General features: G+C 71.7%; 22 protein-coding genes. 11 read left to right on the top strand and 11 right to left on the bottom strand.

Going from position 1 to position 22,187, the window contains the following annotated elements; all coding sequences use genetic code 11:
* Positions 1-18 precede the first annotated feature (18 nt).
* Complete coding sequence (locus ACGWYJ_RS18585) at positions 19-657, top strand: TetR/AcrR family transcriptional regulator (RefSeq protein WP_395107294.1); 639 nt, start codon at positions 19-21, stop codon at positions 655-657.
* Between the two features lie 4 nt (positions 658-661).
* Positions 662-1,348 (top strand): methyltransferase domain-containing protein, encoded by a 687-nt coding sequence (locus tag ACGWYJ_RS18580; protein WP_395107293.1) that lies wholly within the window; start codon positions 662-664, stop codon positions 1,346-1,348.
* Between the two features lie 6 nt (positions 1,349-1,354).
* Here ACGWYJ_RS18580 and ACGWYJ_RS18575 read toward each other — a convergent pair whose 3' ends face one another.
* Positions 1,355-1,591 carry a hypothetical protein gene (locus ACGWYJ_RS18575; protein ID WP_395107292.1) on the bottom strand — a complete coding sequence of 79 codons (237 nt, stop codon included), beginning with the start codon at positions 1,589-1,591 and terminating at the stop codon, positions 1,355-1,357.
* Between the two features lie 74 nt (positions 1,592-1,665).
* Here ACGWYJ_RS18575 and ACGWYJ_RS18570 point away from each other — a divergent pair, with 74 nt between their 5' ends.
* Together ACGWYJ_RS18570 and ACGWYJ_RS18565 are read left to right on the top strand one after the other, a co-directional pair.
* Positions 1,666-2,649: a LysR family transcriptional regulator gene (locus tag ACGWYJ_RS18570; protein ID WP_395107290.1), complete on the top strand. Its 984-nt coding sequence runs from the start codon at positions 1,666-1,668 to the stop codon at positions 2,647-2,649.
* Positions 2,650-2,746: 97 nt separating this feature from the next.
* Positions 2,747-4,120, top strand: a complete 1,374-nt coding sequence (locus ACGWYJ_RS18565) for a bifunctional DedA family/phosphatase PAP2 family protein (protein ID WP_395107289.1) — start codon at positions 2,747-2,749, stop codon at positions 4,118-4,120.
* A 7-nt stretch (positions 4,121-4,127) separates the two neighbouring features.
* On the opposite strand, the gene ACGWYJ_RS18560 is transcribed toward ACGWYJ_RS18565, so the two are convergent.
* Positions 4,128-4,517, bottom strand: a complete 390-nt coding sequence (locus ACGWYJ_RS18560; RefSeq protein WP_395107288.1) for a cupin domain-containing protein — start codon at positions 4,515-4,517, stop codon at positions 4,128-4,130.
* Between the two features lie 202 nt (positions 4,518-4,719).
* On the opposite strand from ACGWYJ_RS18560, the gene ACGWYJ_RS18555 reads away from it, so the two are divergent.
* Both ACGWYJ_RS18555 and ACGWYJ_RS18550 read left to right on the top strand, forming a co-directional pair.
* Positions 4,720-9,165, top strand: coding sequence for a hypothetical protein (locus ACGWYJ_RS18555; protein ID WP_395107287.1), 4,446 nt, complete (start codon positions 4,720-4,722; stop codon positions 9,163-9,165).
* Positions 9,165-10,256 carry an ATP-binding protein gene (locus tag ACGWYJ_RS18550; RefSeq protein WP_285701341.1) on the top strand — a complete coding sequence of 364 codons (1,092 nt, stop codon included), beginning with the start codon at positions 9,165-9,167 and terminating at the stop codon, positions 10,254-10,256. The genes ACGWYJ_RS18555 and ACGWYJ_RS18550 overlap by 1 nt, the downstream gene beginning before the upstream one ends.
* 2 nt (positions 10,257-10,258) lie before the next feature.
* Here the strand turns inward: ACGWYJ_RS18550 and ACGWYJ_RS18545 are convergent, their stop codons facing one another.
* The 3 genes from ACGWYJ_RS18545 to ACGWYJ_RS18535 are packed head-to-tail and all read right to left on the bottom strand — an operon-like array spanning position 10,259 to position 12,347.
* The gene (locus tag ACGWYJ_RS18545; protein ID WP_395107286.1) at positions 10,259-11,266 is read right to left on the bottom strand and encodes a caspase domain-containing protein; all 1,008 of its coding nucleotides are present in this window, start codon (positions 11,264-11,266) and stop codon (positions 10,259-10,261) included.
* On the bottom strand, positions 11,266-11,637 hold the full coding sequence (locus tag ACGWYJ_RS18540; protein ID WP_395107285.1) for a hypothetical protein: 372 nt from the start codon (positions 11,635-11,637) through the stop codon (positions 11,266-11,268). The genes ACGWYJ_RS18545 and ACGWYJ_RS18540 overlap by 1 nt, the downstream gene beginning before the upstream one ends.
* 53 nt (positions 11,638-11,690) lie before the next feature.
* Positions 11,691-12,347 (bottom strand): TetR/AcrR family transcriptional regulator, encoded by a 657-nt coding sequence (locus ACGWYJ_RS18535; RefSeq protein ID WP_395107284.1) that lies wholly within the window; start codon positions 12,345-12,347, stop codon positions 11,691-11,693.
* Positions 12,348-12,364: 17 nt separating this feature from the next.
* Here ACGWYJ_RS18535 and ACGWYJ_RS18530 point away from each other — a divergent pair, with 17 nt between their 5' ends.
* Both ACGWYJ_RS18530 and ACGWYJ_RS18525 read left to right on the top strand, forming a co-directional pair.
* A complete protein-coding gene (locus ACGWYJ_RS18530) occupies positions 12,365-12,760 on the top strand; it encodes a hypothetical protein (protein ID WP_395107283.1) in 396 nt (131 codons plus the stop codon).
* Between the two features lie 132 nt (positions 12,761-12,892).
* Positions 12,893-14,347, top strand: a complete 1,455-nt coding sequence (locus ACGWYJ_RS18525; RefSeq protein ID WP_395107282.1) for an aldehyde dehydrogenase family protein — start codon at positions 12,893-12,895, stop codon at positions 14,345-14,347.
* A gap of 72 nt (positions 14,348-14,419) precedes the next feature.
* On the opposite strand, the gene ACGWYJ_RS18520 is transcribed toward ACGWYJ_RS18525, so the two are convergent.
* The 4 genes from ACGWYJ_RS18520 to ACGWYJ_RS18505 form a co-directional block, all read right to left on the bottom strand.
* Positions 14,420-15,685: a D-arabinono-1,4-lactone oxidase gene (locus tag ACGWYJ_RS18520; RefSeq protein WP_395107281.1), complete on the bottom strand. Its 1,266-nt coding sequence runs from the start codon at positions 15,683-15,685 to the stop codon at positions 14,420-14,422.
* A gap of 15 nt (positions 15,686-15,700) precedes the next feature.
* Positions 15,701-16,087, bottom strand: a complete 387-nt coding sequence (locus ACGWYJ_RS18515) for a hypothetical protein (RefSeq protein ID WP_395107280.1) — start codon at positions 16,085-16,087, stop codon at positions 15,701-15,703.
* A 195-nt stretch (positions 16,088-16,282) separates the two neighbouring features.
* Positions 16,283-17,041, bottom strand: a complete 759-nt coding sequence (locus ACGWYJ_RS18510) for an isocitrate lyase/phosphoenolpyruvate mutase family protein (protein WP_395107279.1) — start codon at positions 17,039-17,041, stop codon at positions 16,283-16,285.
* Between the two features lie 125 nt (positions 17,042-17,166).
* On the bottom strand, positions 17,167-17,586 hold the full coding sequence (locus ACGWYJ_RS18505) for a YbjN domain-containing protein (protein WP_285701351.1): 420 nt from the start codon (positions 17,584-17,586) through the stop codon (positions 17,167-17,169).
* Positions 17,587-17,829: 243 nt separating this feature from the next.
* On the opposite strand from ACGWYJ_RS18505, the gene ACGWYJ_RS18500 reads away from it, so the two are divergent.
* Both ACGWYJ_RS18500 and ACGWYJ_RS18495 read left to right on the top strand, forming a co-directional pair.
* A complete protein-coding gene (locus tag ACGWYJ_RS18500; RefSeq protein WP_395107278.1) occupies positions 17,830-18,867 on the top strand; it encodes an alpha/beta hydrolase in 1,038 nt (345 codons plus the stop codon).
* A 69-nt stretch (positions 18,868-18,936) separates the two neighbouring features.
* Entirely contained in the window at positions 18,937-19,152 is a 216-nt protein-coding gene (locus ACGWYJ_RS18495) for a DUF2277 domain-containing protein (protein WP_395107277.1), read from the top strand.
* A gap of 33 nt (positions 19,153-19,185) precedes the next feature.
* On the opposite strand, the gene ACGWYJ_RS18490 is transcribed toward ACGWYJ_RS18495, so the two are convergent.
* The gene (locus ACGWYJ_RS18490; RefSeq protein WP_395107276.1) at positions 19,186-20,208 is read right to left on the bottom strand and encodes an aspartate-semialdehyde dehydrogenase; all 1,023 of its coding nucleotides are present in this window, start codon (positions 20,206-20,208) and stop codon (positions 19,186-19,188) included.
* A gap of 182 nt (positions 20,209-20,390) precedes the next feature.
* Positions 20,391-21,542: an acyl-CoA dehydrogenase family protein gene (locus ACGWYJ_RS18485; protein ID WP_395107275.1), complete on the bottom strand. Its 1,152-nt coding sequence runs from the start codon at positions 21,540-21,542 to the stop codon at positions 20,391-20,393.
* Between the two features lie 152 nt (positions 21,543-21,694).
* Here ACGWYJ_RS18485 and ACGWYJ_RS18480 point away from each other — a divergent pair, with 152 nt between their 5' ends.
* Complete coding sequence (locus ACGWYJ_RS18480; RefSeq protein WP_395107274.1) at positions 21,695-22,045, top strand: PspC domain-containing protein; 351 nt, start codon at positions 21,695-21,697, stop codon at positions 22,043-22,045.
* The last annotated feature ends 142 nt before the right edge of the window (positions 22,046-22,187 follow it).

The raw sequence follows: 22,187 nt of genomic DNA, 5'->3' as shown, positions 1-22,187 counted from the left end.
GCGGGATAACGTACGTACATGAACGTAGGTAAGTCGGCCCAGCTCGCGCGCCGCCGGCCGACCCAGGCGGAGCGCAGCGCCCGCACGCGATCCGCCCTGCTCGAATCCGCCGCCAGAGGGCTGTCCCGCTACGGCTACGGCCACCTCGTGCTCGAAGAGGTCGCCCGCGATGCCGGATACACGCGCGGCGCCCTGTACCACCAGTTCAAGGACAAGCAGGACCTGGCGCTCGCCGTGATCGACTGGGTGCACGAGAACTGGTTGCGCGAGGTCGGCGAACCGGCCCGGCGGGAACCCACGCCGGTCGCCGAGCTCCTCGCGATGGCGCGCGGGCACGCCGTCTTCTGCCGGCGGGACATCGCCCGGGTGATCATGGCGCTCAGGGTCGAGTTCAGCGGTCAGGACCATCCGGTCGGCCAGGAGATCGAACGGGCCGTCGAGACGGCCGTCAAGCGCATCACCCGCCTGGTGAACGCGGGACGCAAGGACGGAACGATCCCGTCCGGCCCGCCCGCCCGGGCGGTCGCGCTGGCGTACATGGGAGCGCTGGAGGGCACCGCCATCGCGGTCGCCGGGCATGCGCCGCACGACGAGGAACTGACCGCCCGCGCGGTGGCGGGCGTCCTCGGCCTGGACGGCGCGAAGGCGGGGGCCTAGCCGCATGCTCCTCACGTCGCGCTCCTATGCCGAATACCGTGCGATGTTCGACCTCGCCGACGAGGACCTGACGGGTGTCACGGTCGACTGCGCCGCCGGTGGGTCGAGCTTCGCCGCCAAGGCCGCCGGCGACGGCGCCCGCGCGATCGCCATGGACCCGCTCTACGCGCAAGGAACCAAGGCGGTGGCCGATCGACTGCCCGCCGATCTGGCCCGGTGCCAGGAGATGTTCCGGGCCGAGAGGAGGCGTTTCGTATGGGACTGGTACGGCTCGCCTGACCGGCACGAGGAGATGCGCCGGGCCGCCGCGTCCGAGTTCCTCGCCGATCTGCGGCGGCACCCGGGCCGCTACGTCGCCGCCGGCCTCCCCCGCCTGCCGCTGGCGGACGCGAGCGCCGACCTCGTCCTGTGCTCGCACCTGCTGTTCACCTGGGCCCGCGACCACGATCGGGACTGGCACCGCAGGGCGATCCTTGAGCTGTGCCGGGTCAGCCGGCGCGAGGTGAGGATCTTTCCGCTCGTCCACATGGGCCATGGCGAACCGGTCGCGTTCCTCGACGCGCTCCGCGCCGACATCGAAGCGGCGACCGGCGCGCACAGCGAGTGCCCGACCGTACCGTACGAGTTCCAACGCGGCGCGAACCGCATGCTCAGGATCTACACGACCGCCGAAAGGTCGTCGCCGGGTTAGCCCGCCCTACCGATGGGGTTCCGCAGGGTGTGCGGCATGGGCCAGGAGGGCGGCGGCACCGGCGGACAGCGGGATCTGCCAAACACGCAGCAGCCCGCAGCGGCACCGCGCGTACACGATGAGGCCGGTCGAGGTCAGATGGCGCGACACGACGTGCATCGGCTCATCTTCGCGACGCCCGCACCAGCGGCAGCGGTCCGGCTCGGGTACGGTGGTCGGCTCCACGATGCTCGTCGATTCCATGCGGCCAGTCTGGAACCCAAAGAGCATGTAGGTCTATCTACTATTTTTTGGGGATTTTATTTAGAGTCACCTTAATGATTGATCTGAGGCGACTCCAGGTCCTGCGGGTCCTCCATCAGCACGGCACCGTGACCGCGGCGGCCGCCGCGCTGAACCTCACCCCGTCCGCCGTCTCGCAGCAGATCCGGCAGCTCTCCCGGGACGTCGGCGTGGAGCTGCTGCTCCATGAGGGACGGCGGGTGCGGCTGACCCCGGCGGCCCACACGTTGCTGGCCCACGCCGACACGCTGCGCACGCAATGGGAACGCGCCCTGGGCGACCTGGCCGCCCACAAGGACGCGCAGGCCGGGCTGCTCCGGTTCTGCGGGTTCCCCACCGGGCTCGCCGCGTTGGTCGTTCCGGCGGCCTCCCGGCTGCGGGCGGCGCATCCACGGCTCGATCTGCGCATGATGGAGGCCGACGCCCATCAGTGCTTCGACCTGCTGCTGACCGGGGACGCCGACATCGCCGTCGTGGTCGTCACCCCCGACGCCCCGCCGCTGGACGACGCCCGCTTCGACCAGCGCCCGCTGGTGAACGACCCGCTCGACCTGGTGGTGCCCGTGGACCACCCGCTGGCGGACCGCGAGAGCGTCGAGCTCGCCGAGGCGGCCTGCGACGACTGGATCGTCCCGGTGGGGGAGGCCTCGCACCGGCAGGTGATCCTCGCGGCCTGCGCCGCCGCCGGCTTCGCGCCGAGGATCACGCACAACGCCAAGGAGTGGCCGGCCGTCATCGCCCTGGTGTCCAACGGCTTCGGCATCTGCCTCATCCCGCGCCTGGCGCCGCTGCCGGCCCATTCCGCCGTCGTCCGGATCCCGCTGAGCGGCGACCCGACGCCCGCGCGCCGTATCGCCAGTTGCGTACGTCGCGGAAGCCACGACCAGCCGGCCATCGCCCATGGCCTGGCGGCGCTCGACGAGGTCGCCCGGCCGCTCCCGCCCGAGCTGGTGCCGCCCGGCCCGATCGAGGAGATCATCCGGGCCGCGGCGCAGCCGCCGCACCGCCACTCCGGTTGAGCCAGGCGCCCGTCTCCGCGGCGCAGCCCGAGCGGATCACTACATTCAGTAGGGTTGCGGTTACTGAGCGGGCGCGTCGGTGGTCCGGGGGGACGCGGTGATCGGTGATGTCGTCCACTACATCCTCATGCTCCACGGCGTCGCGGCGCTCACCGTCATCTTCGCGTTCCCGTTGCTGGAGTCGGCGGTGTTCGCCGGGTTCGTCTTCCCGGGGGAGATCGCGGTCCTGCTCGGCGGTGTACTGGCGTCCCAGCATCGGGTCTCCCTCGCGGCCGCGATGGCCGCCGCCTCGGCCGGGGCCATCGCCGGCGACACCATCGGGTACGAGGTCGGGAAGCGGTGGGGGCGGCGCCTGATCCACATGACGGCGGGACGCCTCGTCAAACGGCGGCATCTGGATCGCGGCGAACGGTACCTCGCCGAGCGCGGCGGGAAGGCGGTCTTCGCCGCACGGTTCACCGCCGCGCTCCGGGTGCTGGTTCCCGGCCTGGCGGGGACGGCCCGCATGCCGTACCGGACGTTCGCCCTCTACAACGTCACGGGCGGGATCGCCTGGGCGGTCACGACCACGTTGATCGGTTACCTCGCGGGAACGAGCCTGGAGCGTGCCGAGCATCTGGCCACTCGTACCGGTCTGGCCGTCCTCGGCCTGGTGCTGGTGTTCGTCGCCACGGGCGCGCTGGTCAGGCGGCTGCGGCGGTCGGACCGCCGGCCGTTCGCGATCGCGGGCCGGTGGCGCGACAGCCGCCTGCGCCGTCGCTTCCCCCGCCAGGCGGCCTGGGTCGAGCGGCGGCTCGACCCGGCCCAACCGACCGGGCTTCCCCTCACCACCGCTGTGGCGGTCGCGGCGCTCGGCACCTGGACGTTCGCTGCGCTGGCGCAGGACGTTCGGGAGTACGAGGAGATCGCCCGGCTGGACCCGTGGATCATGGAGTTCGCCCAGGACCATCGCGTCGGCGGGATCACCCAGGCCATGGAGATCATCCAGTGGCTCGGCTCCTGGGGCGTCCTCACGTTCATCCTGGCCGTGGCGTCCGTGACGCTGCTCCGCCGCCGTGACCTGCTCGGTACGGCCGAGCTGTGGGTGGCGTTCGCGGGCGCCGGGCTCCTCAACGAGGGCGTCCGCGTCCTTGTCGGGAGGCCGCCGCCCCCGGTGGCGGACATGCTCGCCCAGCGTCCCGCCTACCCCTCCGGCCATGCCGCCATGAGCATCGCCGCCTGGGGCGTTCTGGCCCTGTTGCTGGCGCGCGGTCACCCGCTCCGCGTCCGCGCCGCTCTCCTCGGCGGCGCCGCGGCCGTGATCCTGCTGGTGGGCGTCTCACAGGTCTATCTCGGCGCGCACTGGTTCACCGACGTGCTCGGCGGCTACATCCTCGGCGGAACCTGGCTCGCGCTCGCCGCCGCCTTCGACCTCGTCCACCGCCGGCGAGGCCGCGACGGATCCCAGGCGCCCCCGGCCGTCCGCCGCTGAGCGCCGCTCACCAGCGGCCGGGCCGGACCGTGGCCTCGTCGGGGCTGTCCACCGGCCAGGGTGGGACGGTCGCCGCCACCACGCGCAGGCCCTGCTCCCCCGCGCGGAACTGGAACGTCGTGCCCAGCGGGATGGTCAGGCACACGCCCGGCTCCAGCGTCGTGATCTCCTCGCGGCCGTCCTGGGCGCGCCACATCTCGCCCGCGCCGTCGGTGACGAACCAGATCTCCTCGACGGTGGCGTGCGACACCGCCTTCGCCGTCTGCCCCGGTCGCAGCTCGAACTGGGCGAAGCCGGCCGCTCCGGGGAGCACGCACAGCGGCCGGACGGTGGCACCGTCGGGCGCGATGACCTCGGGGGCCTGGTCGAGTCGCGCCGTCGCGAAGGGTTCGGTCATAGGGCCGCAGCATAGGAGGTTATGGACCTGACACCCGAACCAGAAGCAACTCGGACGAAGGGGTGCACGGGCGGCCGACCGGCACCCGTTCGACTCTCCATATAAGGGGTGATGCGGTACTAAGGTGTGTATGCGCGGCTAGCGTGCCATGCGCTGGAGGCCGGTCCGGCGCCGCGCGGCGCGGTTGTCGAATGGGGGCGCGGTGGACGCTGAGTTCATCCAGTCGGTGGCTCGGGTCGGCGACTACGTCGAACTGTCCCTCATGAACGGGGCGACTTTCGAGGGCGTACTGGAAGAGCTCACTCTCGTCCGGTTGAAACTCCGCCGACCCGATCAGCAGCCGGTGGTCATCGCCCTCGCGTCGGTGGTGATGGTGACGCCGAAGACGCCTCCCGTCGCCGAGCCGGCGGCGGCATCCCCCGTAACGCCCGCGGCGCCTGTGGCACCTCCCGCCCCCGTAGCGCCGGCGCCCGCGCCGGCCGCTCCAACGCCGCCCGCTCCTGCGCCTTCCGCCGCGCCCGAGCCGCCCGCCCCGCAACCCGCCCCCGCCGCCCCGGCCGAGGAGCCGTCTGCGCCGCCACCCGCCGCCGAAGAGCCCCCGGCTCCGGTGCCGCCCGCCCGTCCCGCGCCCGAAGGAAAGCCCGCGGGCGAGACCCCGGATCTGCGGGACGCACTCGCCGAAGTGGCGGCCCTGGATACGGTCCCGGTCGACTTCGACGTTTATGTGAGGCCGGACGCGCGCCCCGCCCTCCAGCAGATCCGCAATTCCTACGAATACGCGGAGCGGATCAATGAGCTGGATCTCAAGTTCAACCGGGTCGGCCATTTCTACACGCGCGCTCTGCACCTCTGGAACGGGGACCAGACGAACGCGGAGCTGACCCGTCTGCTCGGTGCCCTCGCGCTGCTCAAAGGGGACGAGGAAACGGCGCAGCGCCGCCTGGCGTTCGCCGCCGACGCGGGGGACGTACCGGCGCACCGGCTGCTGGCCATCGCGGCGGCACGCCTCGGCGACGGGGAGACCGCGAAGTACTCGCTGCTCCAGTACTTCCACGCGGTCGCTCCCGACTACGACGTGCCCGCCTGGGACGCGCTGCTGGACCTTCTGGACGCGCAAGGCAACCGCGACCAGCTCGGGGAACTGCTCGGCTCCTCCGCCTACGACGAGGCCGCGGAGGAAGTGGTCCGGCGGGCGCTGTCCGGCAAGCAGCCCGTCACGACGCCGATGCCGAAGCCGGCCGGTGCCGTTCCGAAGGCGGCCGTTCTCAAGACCCCGCCCCCGCCCGCACGGGACCCCGCCCAATCCGCGCACACCGGGAACTCAAGGCAGGGGACGCGGCGCCTCTCCGAACACGCCCGCCGCAGGGAGGACCCGTACCAGCGCGCCAAGTTCCTCGAACACCAGGTGAAGGACCTGGACGCCGCGAAGAAGGCGTACCGCGAGGCCATCCGCAAGGGAGGGCCCAAGCGGGAGAGCGCCGTCAAGGACCTGGCGTGGCTGACCAAGCGCACCGAGGGCGCGGAGGCGGCGCTGCGCATCATCGAGGAGGAGTGCGAGGGGATGGTCCGTCCCGGCGACAGCCTGGACAACATCCTCATCGACTTCCTGACCGGGGCGCGCCGGTACACCGAGGCGCTGAAGGTGCTCGACCGCCAGTTCCGGCGCAGCGACCTGACCAGCAGCAAGCGGTACCACCTCCGCCACCAGATCGCCTACGTCAAGCTGGCCGCCGGCGTCGACTCCTCGACGGAGTGGCGGCAGCTCCTCGACCAGGCGCCGGACAACCCGGCGGCGCAGCGCGGCCTGGCGCTGGCCCTGATCCAGCGCGGCAACCCGGCGGACCTGGCCGAGGCCGAGCAGGCGATCGAAGGGCTCACCGACGACCGGGCCGCGAACATCCGGATGCAGATCGAGGCGCTGCTCCAGGGCGAGGACCCCGGCTCGGGCACGACCAGCCTGGTCCAGCACCTGTTGCAGTCGGAGATGCCCGGCCTCGGCGACCCGACTCCCCCGCTGGTCGCCTACGTCGTGGGGAAGTTCTCCGACGAGGCCCGCACCGGGAAGGGCGGCAAGCCGTTCAGCCAGCGCGACCTGAACGTCATCGCCGAGTCGGCCCGCCAGTTCGCGCTGACCCACCCGGAGAACAGCGCCCGGTTCTACATCACCGCCGCGAGCATCGCCAAGGACCTCGGCGACCGCAGGGCCCAGGAGTTCCTCTACCTGGGCCTGACGACCCTGGCCGACATCGTCCTGGACCGGCAGGAGCACGAGTCGGCGCGCGACCTGTACTGCGCGGCGCTCGCCGCGGCCGACGAGCGCGAGGACAGCGACGGGGTCCCGGACGTGCGCTGGGCCCTGATCGGCTATCTGCGCTCGCTGCGCGGCCGGACGACCAAACAGAACCGGCGGCGCGACCGGGAGAGCACGGCGCCGCTGACCGAGGCGGTCGGCAAGATCCTTTCCGACGAGCGGCGGCACGGGCGGGACTCGTTCCTGCTGATGCCGCAGCTCATCGCCGACACCAGCCTGGCCAGGGACCTGGTGCTGACGGCGGTGACCTCGCGTCCCGAGCTGATGGAGGCCAGCGTGGGCTTCCTGCGGGACGAGTACGGCATCGAGGTCGAGCCGGTCGGCCAGCAGGTGCGCCAGGGCTGGCAGCAGGCCGGTGAGCAGTGGAGCCGCAGCCGCCGCAGGATCGTGCACGGGCTGGCCGAGCTGCGGAACCTGACGATCTCGGAAGTGGACCTGGAAGCGGCGCTGAACCGGCTCGGCGACCACGAGCAGCCCGCGTCCGAGCCGCTGCGGGTCGCGCTCAGCCAGATCCGCGAGGCGCTGCTGGAGCTGCGCCGGTACGGCAACGAGCAGTCGTTCGAGGAACGCGAGAACTGCCTGCGCCGCGCCGGGCAGACGGCGCGCGGGCTGCGCGCCGAGGTCGAGCGCGGGCCGACCAGCCTGACCGTGGAGCTGGTCGAGCCGATCGCCGAGCGGGTCGAGCACCTGGTGAAGGACACCCAGCAGCAGCTCGTGGAGAGCCAGCCGCCGCTGCCCGGCCTGACGCTGGCGCTGGAGCAGAGCAGCGGGCCGCAGAAGGGCATCGTGACCGTCCAGATCAAGGTGGCCAACGCGTTCGGCCACGCGCCGCTGGAGTCGCCGGAGCTGACGATCAACTCCGATCCGCTGCTGTTCAAGGTGGACCAGCCGAGGATCCAGCTTCCCGCGGCGGTGCGCGGCGGCGACCACCGGATCGAGCAGGTGCGGCTGCGGGTGACCGAGCAGGGCGTGGAGGCGGGCGCGTTCTCCCTGCCGGTGGAGCTGCGCTACCAGCCGCGGTCCAGCGACACGACGGTCGTCTTCGAGGCGACGCTGCCGGTGCGGCTGGCCCGGCAGGAGGAGTTCCAGGCGATCCCCAACCCGTTCCAGGACGGCGCGAGCGGCCGCCCGGTGATCGACGAGAACATGTTCTTCGGCCGGGACGAGCTGATCTCCAGGATCCGCGCCAAGCTCCGGGACGCGCACTCGCCCGGGATCGGCATCGCGGTGTTCGGCCAGAAGCGGGCCGGCAAGACCTCCATCAGGCACCACCTGAAGGGGCAGCTCGAACAGGACGACGGGCTTCCGGTCGTGGACGTCGGCAACATCGGCGACCTGCCGGTGGGCAACATCACCGACATCGAGGAGCTGCCCGCCGAGACCCGGCAGACGATGAACAGCCGGCTGCTGGCGCTGCTGATGTGGCGGATCCTGGAGCAGGCGGACACGGCGCTGCGCAAGCTCGACCCCGGTGGCGGCGTCGAGCCGCTGCTGCCGCCCGACCTCGACCGGGCCCGGTTCCTGGAGAGCCCGGAACCGGTGTACGACTGCGCGATGCTGATCGAGCGGTACCGGGAGCGGACCGGGGGCCGCCAGCCTCCGCTGGTCGTGCTGATCGACGAGTTCCAGTACATCGACCAGTGGATCCGGGAGGGGCGGCTGTCCCCCTCGTTCATGCAGGCGTTCAAGGCGCTGATCGAACGCCGGCTGTTCCACCTGGTGATCGTCGGGCAGGACGCGCTGGACCGGCTGATCCAGGCCGACCCGAACGTGTTCGGGGTGTTCGCCATCGAGCGGGTCACCTACCTGGCCGACTCCGACGCCAGGCGGCTCATCGTCGAGCCGATCTGGATCGGCGGGGCCGAGAAGCAGATCAGCCGCTACCAGGAGCGTGCCGTCGACCGGATCCTGGAGCTGACCGGCGGCAGCGCCTTCTACATCCAGCGCTTCTGCTACCAGCTCGTCAACTACATGAACGCCGAGCACGCGCCGGTGGTCACCGAGGCCGACATCGAGCGGGTCAGGGACGAGTTCATCAGCGGGCTGGGCGCCAACGACTTCGACAACCTGGAGTCGCCCGGGTACACCGATCCGGAGTTCACGCCGCAGGACTACCAGCAGGTCCTGCTGGCGATCGCGCGGGCGTCCCGGCACCAGGCGGCGACCATCGCGGCGATCAGGGCCGAGTACCAGGGGCCGCGGCTGGACGAGATCCTCGCCGACCTGGTGCTGCGCGACGTCATCCGCAGGGACGCGGGCTCGTACCGGATCGTGGTGCGCATCTACCAGGACTGGCTGTTGCAGCACTTCGGCGAGAAGTCCGGGGGACGGGGCTGATGGCGCCGTCCGGCGAGCCCTCCGGCGGCACGGTCCACGTCAACCCGTACCGGCTGGTCGGCCAGGTCGCCGAGGGCGACCGGTTCATCGGGCGCGCCCATCTGCTGCGCCGGGTGCGGGCGACCTGGGCCGAGCCGGGCCGGCCCGCGAACCTCCGGGTGCTCGGGCACCACAGGGTCGGCAAGACCAGCCTGGTCCGGCGCGCGCTCGGCACGGCCGCCGACCGCCCGGACCTGACCGCCGTCGTGATCAACGTGGGCACCTGCGCGAGCGGCGACGACATGTTCCGCTCGATGGTCAGGTCGGTGATGGAGCAGCTTGAGGACGCCCCGGGCGTGGACGGCGCCCTGGCCGCGATCGGGTCGGGCGTGCAGATGGCCGACGGCTGGTACGACCTCAAGGAAGGGGTGCGCGCGTTCTTCAAGGCGGTGCGCAAGGCGGGCCGCCACGTGCTCCTGGTGCTGGACGAGTTCGACCGCGCGGCGGGCGTCGCCAAGCCCCCCGACTTCCAGTTGCTGCGCGACCTGGCCAGCGAGCCGGAGTTCCCGCTCGGCCTGATCACGATCTCCCGGCGGCCGATCGAGGTGATCGAGTCGGCCGAGGCGGCGTCCCAGGCGGGCTCCATCCTCGGCGCCGTGGTGATCAACCCGCTGTACGTCGGGATGTTCACCGACGAGGAGGCCGACCTGATGCTGGCGCGGGCGGCGTCCGCCGGGATCGGCCTGGCCTCGGTACGGGACGAGATCGTCGACCGCACCGGGCTGCACCCGTTCCTGCTGGAGCTGATGTGCAACCGCGTCGTGCAGGCGTACGCGGAGACCGGCAAGGTGGACGTGGCGGCCTGCTACGAGAGCGAGGCCATCGAGTTCCACGCCCAGTTCGACCGGCTGATCGGCAACATCGACGCCGACACCGGCGGCAACGGTTCCGCGCTGCTGCGCCGGATCGCCGCGGGAGCCCCCGGGATCCAGCCGTCGGCGGACCTGTCCCGGCTGATCCAGATGGGGGTGGTCTCCCGGACACCGGAGGGCGGGCTCAGCCTCTTCTCCCGCGAGTTCGGGCGGCACGTCCTGACCCTGGGCGAGGGCTGACCTCAGTTCGCGCCCTTTTCGAGTTCCGCCGCTTGGGTGTAGTGGCCGCTGCGCCGCAGTTCGGCGGCGACGCCCCGTACCGACTGGGCGTCGCCTGCGCGGGCGGCCTGCCGCTGGAGGCGGTGGGCTTCCTCGTAGCGGCCGTTGCGCCGCAGCTCAAGGACCCGGTCGGCCAGTGCCTGCCCGGTGAGGGCCGGAACCTCGGGCGGCGGTTCTGAGGGAGGCGTCTCCGGCGGACGTGCGGCGGCCGGGTTGCGGGCCAGGATGAGCCGCGATCCGTCGCCCGTGCTCGCGAGCTGCGGCATCGGGACGCGCCTGTCCTTCTTCGCGCGGTCCTCCAGTTCGCTCTTGAGCGCGGTGAAGACGGTGCCGACGTCCAGCAGCGGCTCGCCGTTCCGGACGCCGCCGTCGAGGATGCCGAGCAGCGCGCCGGTGAACGCGGTGTACGTCATGCCGGGAGGCGACAGCGCCTGCCTGGTCGAGGCCGCGGCGGTGAGCACGGCGCTGCCCTCGATCGCGGTCGCCGGCATGCCGGTCTCGCCCAGCCCGCCGTCCAGCGCCAGGCCGCTCCAGCAGCAGTCCAGGATCACGATCTTGTGCGGGACCCGGGCGGCGGTCAGCCGGAGCTCGTGACGCACGAGCCGGTAGGAGATGGAGACATGGGCGCCGCCGGGCTCGTACGCGCCGGGCAGCGCAAGGCACAGGTCCCTTCTCACCGCGGGATCGACGAACCCGTGCCCGGCGTAATAGAACAGCAGCGTGTCCTCGGCGGCCTCCGCCTCCCGGCGCAGCGCCGTGATGACGGCGTCCTCGTTCTCGGGCTGGTGCAGCACCGTGCAGTTCCCGTCCGGCAGTCCCCAGACCCGTTCGTCGCGCAGGACGGCCGCCAGGCGTTCCAGGTTGTTCTGGACGGCCGGCAGTTGCCGCTCGTCCCCCAGCTTCGGATAGCGCGACACCCCGACGAGCACCGCCCGGGACGCGCGCGGGTCCGGGAGGGCCGGGGCGGGCATCACCGATCGTCGGCCGTCTCGGCCTGGCGGGCGCGCTCCAGCTCGTCCCGGAACAGCCGCCCGAGCACCTCCTCGGCGTCGGTGCCGAGAAGGACGAGATCCCCGTCGACCTGCACCCGGATCGTCGGTTCCGGGCCGCCTCCGGCGCGCCGCTGCTGAAGGAAGGTGGCGATGGACACCCCCAGGCCGCCCAGCGCGATCACGTTGGGGATGATGAGGTTCAGCAGCTCGAACCCGGACCCCATCGTCCCTTCGGACGTGTGGTCCCCCGCGGTGACGCGGACGTCACGGACGACCTCGGCGTCGTTGACCAGCCACTCGTACAGGTCCCGGCCCACGTCCTCGCCGCCGGTATGGACGGTCAGTTCCATCGCCCGCTCCCCGCATTCCGGAAATGGTCGGTCCCGCACCGATCAGGCTCATCCTAAGCGCCGGGCACGCGCCGGTGGCCGGGTTCGGGCGCGGCGAGCCGGTCGGCGAGGAGATCGATGAAGCGGTCGGCGATCCGGTAGACCTCGCTCATGTCGTGGCCGTGGTAGAGCGCCGCCGTGAGGTTGGAGTGGATGATCGACCACAGCATGGTCGCGGCGTCGTCGGCGTCCGGGCCCAGCACCGCGAACTCCTCCGCCAGCATCGCCCGCGACGACGTCGCGAACTCGGCGAGCAGCAGCCTGGCGTTCGGGTCGGTGCTCCCCTGGAGCAGGACGGTCACCTTGAAGAACTGGGGACGGCGCTCGAAGGCGGAGATGGCGGCGCGCACCCGCGCCCTGACCCGCTCCTCCGGGGTACGCGAGGCGGTGCGCCCCCGCAGCCGCCGCCCGGAGTCGAGCCATGCCTGGAGCACCGCGGCGTACAGGTGCTCCTTGGACGAGAAGTAGCGGTAGAGCGTCCCCAGCGCGACGCCCGCCGCCCGCGCGACCTCCCCGATGCGGATCCGCTCGTACTCCTGGCGCTCCAGGGCTCCGAGCGCCGCCTCGACGATCCGGTTGCGCCGCGCGGCCTGCCAGCCCGGCATCTCCGCCACAGGCGTCTCCGCGACGGGACGTCCGCTCGCGACGGCGCCGGCCTCCGCGTCGGCCATGGGTCACCTCGCGCACGTTGACGAAGCGGGAGTCCGGTTTCACCATACGCCCGCGCCTTTCGCGCGGAGCGGAGCCGACCGAGGATGGCGGTATGGCGAAGAAGGTTGTCGCGTGGTGCGCGGTCGTCGCCGGGGTGGGGAGCGTTGTCGCGCTCGGGATCGTCTTCGCCTCGGCAGGGCTCGACAAGGCGGACAAGATGGCCAGCGTGTGCGGCGCGTTCATCGGGATCGGCGGGCTCGCGGTGGCGATTCATGGGCTGAGGGCGGCTCGGCGGGATGGAGACGACGCCGGGTTCCGGAACTCGGTCAGCGGCGTCGTGCACGGCCCCGTGGTTCAGGCCCGTGACGTTCGAGGACGGATCGAGGGACCTGCCGCCGACGGGACCGAGCGCGTCTGGGACGAGGATTCCTGACCGTCCCCGGACGCTCCTTTAGACGAATGGCGAGAGGTGCGCAAACCCTCTTTCGCCTGCCGGCAGACGATCTGGACGGGAACGGGCCGAAGGGCAAGACTTCGGTCACCACCTCGCCCTGGAGGCTTCACCATGACCGAACTCGCCGACCGGCCCGCCGTCCACACGGGCCTGATCGTCAATGGCAAGACCGTGGAGACCGACGACCACACGGCCATCCACAACCCCGCGTCCCCCGAGGAGGTCGTCGGCTACGCCGCGGCCGCGACGCGGGAGCAGGCCCGCGACGCGGTCGCCGCCGCCTACGACGCCTTCCCCGCGTGGGCGGCCACGCCCGCCAAGCGGCGCGCGGAGATCATCGAAGCGGCGCTCGGCCTGCTGGACGGCACGGCCGGGGAACGCGCGGAGCTGATGACCCGCGAGAACGGCAAGATCGCCTTCGAGTCGAACGTCGAGATGGACGTGTTCGGCATCCGCACCCGGCACGCGCTCAGCCTGGTCGGCACGCTCGGTGAGGTGCGGCGCTTCGACGGCCCGCCGCTCACCTCCGAACTGCACACGCTGCCGGTGGGCGTCGTCACCATCATCGTGCCGTTCAACTGGCCGATCGCGATCCTGGCGGCGAGCCTGCCGTACGCGCTGGCGGCCGGGAACACCGTCGTGATCAAGCCGCCGCCCAGCGTGCCGTTGTCGCTGGTGCGCACCATCGAGCGCTTCGCCTCCGGGTTGCCCGCGGGCGTGGTGAACGTGGTGACCGGCAGCAACGAGGCGGTGTCCCCGGTGGTCTCCGACCCCCGGGTCGCCAAGATCGTCTTCACCGGGAGCACCGCGGCGGGCAAGCGGATCATGGCGGCGGCGGCGCCGAACCTCACCTCCGTCACCCTGGAGCTGGGCGGCAACGACCCCGCGATCGTGCTGGACGACGCCGACCTCGGTGAGGAGAACATCGGCCGCCTCACGCTCGGCGCGTTCCTCACCACCGGCCAGGTCTGCATGGCCGTCAAGCGGGTCTACGTGCACCGGTCCCGGTACGACGAGCTCGTCGAGGCCATGACGGGCGCGCTGAACGCCCACCGGGTGGGACCCGGCCAGGACCCGTCCACCACCCTCGGCCCGCTCAACAGCGCGGCCCAGCGCGACATCGTGACCTCGATGCTCCAGGAGGCGAGCGACGCGGGCGCCGAGATCCGCGAGCTGGGCACGCTCGCTCCCGAGGCGGCGTCCTCCGGAGGCCACTACCTGCGTCCCTCGCTGGTGCTCGACCCCGACCCGTCGCTGCGCATCGTCACCGAGGAACAGTTCGGCCCGGCGCTGCCGATCCTGCCGTTCGACGACCTCGACGCCGTGCTCACCGAGGTGAACACCGGCTGGTCGGGGCTGTGCTCCTCGGTGTGGAGCGCCGACCCGTCCCGCGCCGCCGAGGTCGCGCGGCGGCTGCGGACGGGCACCACCTGGATCAACAACGCCAACGCCGTCGCCTGCGACGACCGCGTTCCGTTCGGCGGCTTCCGGCAGAGCGGGCTGGGCCGCGAGATGGGCCCGGACGGCCTGCTCGCCTACACCGAGCCGCACTCCATCACCTGGTGACCGGCGCACCACCGCCCCGAGAGCCCGTCCCGGCCGCTCCCGGGGCGGTGGTGGACGGTACGGGCGGCCGGTTCAGGCGGGCGGGAACAGGCCGTCCACGTAGGCGTTGCGGAACTTGCCCTCGGGGTCGAGGGTGCGCGCCAGGCGCGCGAAGTCGGGGGCATGACCGTAGGCGGCGACGATCTCGGATGGCGCCGCCGTGGTGAGCTTGCCCCAGTGGGGGCGGGCGCCCAGCGGGAGGAGCCGCGCGTCCAGCTCGGCGACCACCGGAAGGACACGGTCCGGGTCCCTGATCCAGGTGAAGTGGAACGCCACCGAGTCCCGTCCCTGAGCCGGGCTCAGCCACAGGTCGTCGGCGCGGACGGTACGGATCTCGGAGATGTGGAGGACGGGCGCGACCAGGTCGCCGAGGTCCCGGAGCGCGGCGATGACCTCGGGCGCGGTCTCGCGGGGCAGCAGCCATTCCGATTGCAGTTCCTCGCCCGCGCTCGGCGTGAACTCGGGACGAAAGTGCGGCAGGCGCTCGTGCCACGGCCCGGGAACGCCCATCTGGACGGTGCAGGCGGCCGGAGGCATGCCCGGCACGGGATGCAGCGGCTCCGAAGCCGGACGCCCGCCGTTCCACGCCCCGCTCTCCGCCCCGGCCTCTCGTCCGGGTCGGTCGGTGCGGCGTTTGAGCCACACGTTCGCCTCGCCGCTCCGCCAGTCGGTGAACGCGCTGACGCTGTACGCGGCGCCGAAGACCTCGCCGAACCGGGACGCGATCTCGTCCAGCGGGACGTGCACGCGGACCTGCTGCGCCACCTCGAACGCGGGCTCCACCCGTAACGTGAGGCGGGTGACGACGCCCAGCGCGCCCAGCGCGACGACCGCGCCGGGGAAGGTCCCAGGATCGGTGTCGCGGCGCAGTTCGAGCAGGTCGCCGTCCGGGCCGACGAGCTGGAGCGCGACGACCTCCGCCGACAGGGTGCGCTGCCCGTCCCCCGAGCCGTGGGTGCCCGTCGCGCACGACCCGGCGACCGAGATGTGCGGCAGGGAGGCCATGTTCGCCAGCGCGAGCCCCCGCCGGTGCAGTTCCGCGGCGACCTCCGCGTACCGCATGCCCGCGCTCACCGTCGCCGTCGAACGTCCCTCGCCGACCTCCACCTCGGGGGGCAGCCCGTCGAGGCGCACGAGGTCATCGACGGTGTCCGCGACGAGGCTGAAGGAGTGGCGGCTGCCCAGCGCCCGGACGCGCCGTGCCCCGGCGACGATCCGGCGCAGCTCGTCGACCGACCGCGGGCGGTGCGTCCGCGCCGCCCTATAGGTGACGCTGCCGGACCAGTTGGTCACCGCCATGTCCGCCGTCCTTTCCTAGCGGCGCCACCTGAGCGGGCCAGGTCCCTTGCAAGTGTAGAGGCGGCCGTCGGCGATACCGATCGCGCCCGCTTGGTCGCAGAAGTCGCCCGGGTCGACCGCGCGAGGCCGCCTGGCGTCGTCCCCTGGCGTCCCCCAAGGGTCGCGGTCCCTCTCCCTCGGCGTCGGGGTGGGCGTACGGGACGGGGACGGCGAGGCGGTGACCGTCGCCGTGGCGGTGGCCGTGGCCGTCACGACCGGACTGGCCGTGACGGTCACGGACTCGGTCACCGTCACCGGAGCGGTCGGCGTGCCGAGGCCCGCGAGAGGTTCCGGTTCCGGGTCGCCGGCGAGGACGAGCGCCCCGAGGATGAGCCCCGCCAGGAAGACGGCGGCACCGGCCAACCAGATCCCTTTGCGGTGCTGTTTCGGCGCCGCATGCGACCGCTGTGGAGGCGGGTAAGGCGAGGGCCGCGGGGACGGAGGAGGGGAAGGTGCCATCTGCGTTCTCCGAGGTCTGAGTGACACCCCAATTGAACGCTACAAAAGGATGGAATGTCCGTCCGAAACCCAGACTGGTGCGGCCACCGTGGGCCATTCTCAGGAGCCGCCGGAGGAATCCCCTTCCCGAAGGCCGGTGACGAAGGACTTCAGGGCGTCCAAGGCGTGCAGGTACGGCATGGGCCCGTACGAGATGCGCGCGACGCCCAGCTCGGCCAGGCGGCCGGGCGTCACGCTGATGGCGTTGGCGTTGACCGGGCCCGGGATGCCCTTGGTGAGGGCGGCGATGTCGTCCTCGGCCGAGGCCATGATGGGGTACACGCAATCGGCGCCCGCCTCCAGGTAGAGGCGGCCCCGTTCGATGGCCTCTCCGACCGGCTCCGGCGACTTGGTGATGAACGTGTCGGCGCGGGCGTTGATGACCAGGTCGGTGCCCGCTGCCGTGGCCGCCGCCCGCACCGCGGCGATGCGGTCGGCCTGGCGGGCGGCGGGGGCGAGCTCGCCCGTCCCGTGGTCGGTGTCCTCCAGGTTGCAGCCGACCGCGCCGATGCCGGCCAGCCGCTCGACGAGCTCGGCCGCCGGCAGCCCGTACCCGGCCTCGGCGTCCACCGTCACCGGCACGGTCGCGGCGCGGATCACGCGGGCCGCGGCGGCGAACATCTCGTCCACCGGGGCGCCCTCGTGGTCGGGGTAGCCGAGCATGGCCGCGATGGCGGCACTGGCGGTCGCCAGCGCCGGGAAGCCCGCCTGCTCGACGATCGCCGCGCTCCCGGCGTCCCAGACGTTCGGCAGGATCAGCGGGTCGCCCGGACGGTGCAGCTCGCGAAGCAGGGCGGCCTTCTCGTTGTGGTCGGTCATGCTCTCCCCCGATGGGTCGGATGGTGAACGGCACTTCGTCTCAAGGACCGGAAAAGGCCCCGACTATGTGACATGACCCCCGATGACCCGCCGGTATCGCACGAGAGGACCGCGGCCGGGGGCCGCTACTCGCCGTCCTCGAAGGTCTTCTTCCCCCCGAACTTGGCCTGGAGCTCGTCGTCGTACTTGTCCGCGGCACCGCTGATCAGCGCGCAGGCCCGCTCCAGCTCCTCGGCCCTCAGGGTCTCCGCGAGCAGGTCCGCGCTGAAGATCACCCGGCCCTTGCGGTAGTACGCCTGGATGCCGTAGATCCCGGCGTTGATCTCGTTGAGGGCGCGCAGCAGCTCGTAGCTCTCCTCGACCTCGCTCAGCACCGAGGACACGACCTCGACGCGGTACGGCTCATGGCGGCCGACGCGGACGTAGTACAGGGCGCTGCCCCGCCGGATCGGGACGTCCCCCTCCTCGTCGCGGACCAGCTCGTCGGTCTCCAGGTACGCCCGGAGGATCTTCTCCACGTGGGCGACGGTGCTCTCTCGGCTCATGGGGCATCCCTCTGCTGGGTCTCGGACTGCATCTGTCGGCCGCTCGGCCGGCCGCCCGGCCGGCCGCTCAGGCGTGGCGCCAACGGCCCGAAAGGCTAGCAGACAACGACAATCACGGCTTTAGCGATTGCCGCGATTAACGTCCGGAACAATTGCCGGAACGGGAACGCGAGAGCACGAAACACGCGCATGGGATAGCGTCGGCGGGTACGGACAACGGACGACCTCCACGAAGGAGTGGCCATGCTGCCCTGGTCCGCCGACCTCGCGGGACGCATCGACGAGCACGTCGTCACCAGCGAGCTGCTGCGCGGCAACCCGCTGGACGACCCGCACGAGCGCCCGCTGTGGGTGTACGTGCCGCCCGGCTACGACGACGATCCCGGCAGGCGGTACCCGTCGGTGTACGTGATCATGGGGTTCACCGGGCATATCGCGATGTGGCGGAACCGGACCCCGTTCCGGCGGCCGTTTCCCGAGACCGCCGACGCCGTCTTCGCACGCGGCGAGGCGCCCCCCGCGATCGTGGTGTACGTCGACACCTGGACGTCCTACGGCGGCAGCCAGTACCTCGACTCGCCCGGGACGGGCCGCTACCACTCCTACCTCTGCGACGAGATCGTCCCCTGGGTGGACGCGCATTACCGGACGCTGCCGGAGGCCCGGCACCGCGCCATTTCCGGGAAATCGTCCGGCGGTTATGGAGCCATGATCACGCCAATGCTCCGGCCGGATCTGTTCGGGGCGCTCGCCACCCACGCGGGTGACGCGTTGTTCGAATACTGCTATCTTCCCGATTTCCCGGACGCGGTCCGTTCTCTGCGCGACTATGACGGCGACATCGGCCGCTGGTGGGACGACTTCAATGCGCGGGTGTCGTTCACCAAGCCGTACGACGCCAAGCTGCTGGAACTCCTCGGCTACACGGCGTGCTACACCGCCCGCGAGGACGGCACCCCCGAGCTGCCCTTCGACACCCTCACCGGCGTGCTCAAGCCGGACGTCTGGCAGCGCTGGCTGGACCTCGACCCGGTGCGGATGGTCCCGCGGCACGCCGAGGCGATGCGCTCCCAGCAGGCCATCTGGATCGACGGCGGCACCCGCGACGAGTGGTACCTGGACATCGGCGCGCAGGCGTTCCACCAGGCCCTGCTCGACAACGGCGTGGACGAGAAGAAGATCTACTTCGAGCTGTTCGACGCCGAGCACGGCGGCATCGAGTACCGCTACCCGCTCTCCCTCGCCTGGCTCTGCGAACGCATCGCGCCCACGGCTTCGTGATCCCCGTCCCGGCCCCCTCCGCTCATCGGCGGGGGCCGGACCGTCCGAGGCGTTGGTCACAATGGGGGCATGTGCCGCAGCATCAAGACCCTCAGACCACCGTTCACCGAGGGCGTCACCGAGGAGGACGTGCGGGCCGCCGCGCTCCAGTACGTCCGCAAGATCTCCGGGTTCCGCGCCCCGGCCGCCCACAACGCCGAGGCGTTCGACCGTGCCGTCGAGGAGATCACGCGGGCGTCCGCCGTCCTCCTGGAATCCCTGGAAGTCAGGGGCGCCCGCGGCTGAGCGACGAGGCGCCCGGTCGCGGGTCGGCCGGGGTCAGCCGGTGGCGGCCACCAGCTCGGCGATCTGGACGGCGTTGAGCGCCGCGCCCTTGCGCAGGTTGTCGCCCGAGCAGAACAGGGCGAGCCCGTTCTCGACGGTCTCGTCCCGCCGGATCCGTCCCACGTAGGTCGGGTCCTGGCCGGCGGCCTGCAATGGCGTCGGCACGTCCGACAGCACCACGCCCGCGGCGCCCGACAGCAGCTCGGCGGCGCGCTCCGGGCCGATCGGCCGCTCGAACGAGGCGTTGATCTGCAGCGAGTGGCCGGTGAACACCGGGACGCGCACGCAGGTGCCGGAGACCTTCAGATCGGGGATCTCCAGGATCTTGCGGCTCTCGTTGCGGAGCTTCTGCTCCTCGTCGGTCTCCGCCAGCCCGTCCTCGACGATCGAACCGGCCATCGGGACCACGTTGAACGCGATCGGCCGGACGTACACCTGGGGCTCGGGGAACTCCACGGCCCGCCCGTCATGGGTCAGCCGGTCCGCGCCCTCGACGACCTTGCTCGCCTGGTCGTGCAGCTCCGCCACGCCGGCCAGCCCGCTGCCGGAGACGGCCTGGTACGTGGACACCACCAGCGCGGTCAGCCCCGCCTCGGCGTGCAGGGGCCGCAGCACCGGCATCGCGGCCATGGTGGTGCAGTTCGGGTTGGCGATGATCCCCTTGGGGCGTACCGCCGCCGCGTGCGGGTTGACCTCGGACACCACCAGCGGGACGTCCGGGTCCATCCGCCAGGCCGAGGAGTTGTCGATCACGACGGCGCCGGCGTCGGCGACCCGTGGCGCCAGCGCCTTGGACGTGACCTTCCCGGCGGAGAAGAGCACGATGTCGAGCCCGTGGTAGTCGGCGGTGGCCGCGTCCTCCACCGTCACCTCGGTGTCCTGCCACGCGATCCTGCGCCCGGCGGAACGGGCCGAGGCGAACAGCCGCAGCCCGTCCACCGGGAATCCGCGTTCGGCCAGGATCCTGAGCATCACGCTCCCGACCTGCCCGGTGGCGCCGACGATCCCGATTCTCATGCCGCTCCCTCGCTCGCCTGTCTGCTCACATCCGACGTACGTCACTGACCTGGGACGACGAGAGTCTGCCCGGATCCGCACCGGCACGTCCAATCAGAAACCCTTCCACCCAACCTTAAGCAAGGCTTCGAGGACGCCACGTCCGTCCGGACACGGGGGCGTGCGGGCGGGGGGCGCCGGACTCAGCGGAACGCGTCCAGACCGGTGATCGCCTTGCCCAGGGTGAGCAGGTGGATCTCCTGGGTGCCCTCGTAGGTGAGCACGGACTCCAGGTTGTTCATGTGCCTGATCACCGGGTATTCGAGGGTGATCCCGTTCGCGCCGAGGATCGTGCGGGCCTCCCTGGCCACGTCCAGCGCGGCACGGACGTTCGCGAGCTTGCCGAACGACACCTGCTGCGGCGTGATCGCGCCCTCGTCCTTGAGCCTGCCGAGCCGGAGCGCGACCAGCCCCGCCTGGCTCAGGGCGACCTCCATCCAGGCCAGCTTCTCCTGGGTGAGCTGGAACGCGCCGATGGGCCTGCCGAACTGCTCCCGGGTCTTCGCATACCGGACGGCCGCCTCGTAGCAGGAGCGCCCCGCCCCGACGGCCCCCCACACGATCCCGTACCGGGCCTCGGACAGGCAGCTCAGCGGGCCCTTCAGCCCGGTCACGTCCGGAAGGACGGCGTCGGCGGGGAGGCGCACGTCCTCCAGGATCAGCTCGGAGGTGACCGAGGCCCGCAGGGACAGCTTGCGGTGGATGCTCCCGGCGGAGAACCCGGGCGTCCCGGCGGGGACGAGGAAGCCCCTGATGCCCTCGTCGGTCCGGGCCCACACCACGGCGACGTCCGCGAGCGACCCGTTGGTGATCCACATCTTGGCGCCGTTCAGCACCCAGTCCGACCCGTCCCGGCGGGCCCGGGTGCGCATGTCACCGGGATCGGAGCCGCGGTCGGGCTCGGTGAGGCCGAAGCAGCCGATGGCCTCGCCCGCCGCCATCCGCGGCAGCCACTCCCGCTTCTGCTCCTCCGACCCGTACTTGTGGATCGCGGACATGGCCAGGGATCCCTGGACGGACACGAAGCTGCGCAGCCCCGAGTCGGCCGCCTCCAGCTCCCGGCAGGCCACCCCGTACGCCACCGCGCTCATCCCCGCGCAGCCGTACCCGTCGAGATGCATCCCGAGCAACCCGAGTTCGCCCAGCTCGGGGGCCAGCTCCCGGGCGGGGAAGGCACCGGCCTCGAACCATTCGGCCACCCTGGGAGCGATGTGCTCGGCCACGAACGCCCGGACCGTGTCGCGGATCATCCGTTCCTCGTCGCTCAGAGCGTCGTCGACGCGCAGAATGTCCATGGAGCTTCCTCCTCGGTCCGGCTCCGCCGCGGTCCGGGCATCGCCGTCAGGGTACGGCCAGGGACGACGGCCACCCGGCCAGGGGCCCTTTCAGGGACGAATCAGGGTGAATCCCGATGTCATACCGTTCGCCGGATGGGCAGGATCAAAACATGGACATGGAGAAGAGCACCGCGAACAGCCCCACCGAGAAGCAGCTGCTCCGCACCCGCGACGGCCGGATCATCGCCGGCGTCTGCTCCGGCGCCGCGCGCTACCTCGGAGTGGACGCCAACATCCTGCGGCTGGGCCTGGCCGCCTTCACGGTCTTCGGCGGCGCCGGCGTCCTCGTCTACGCCCTCGCCTGGGTCCTGATCCCCGAGGAGGGCCGCCCGTCCTCCATCGCCGAGGACCTGATCAAGAAGGCCAACGAGAACCCGACCGTCCAGGACGCCGTCCAGAAGACCAAGGACGCCGTGAACCGGAACATCAACAAGGAGTCCAAGGACCACAGCCACACCTGAGCGACCCCCAGCCACACCTACACCTGAGCCACCGAAGCCGCCCTGAGCCGTGACCCCGCCTCCGGCCCGCGTCCAGAGGAACCTGGGCGGCTCGCGACGGAGCGAGGAAAGCGGCGGCGAGAGGGCCACGTGCCCGCGGGGC

This window comes from Actinomadura sp. SCN-SB, assembly GCF_043906805.1.
In the GTDB taxonomy this organism is placed as follows: Bacteria; Actinomycetota; Actinomycetes; order Streptosporangiales; family Streptosporangiaceae; genus Spirillospora.
This window is presented reverse-complemented; position numbering and strand designations above follow the sequence as displayed.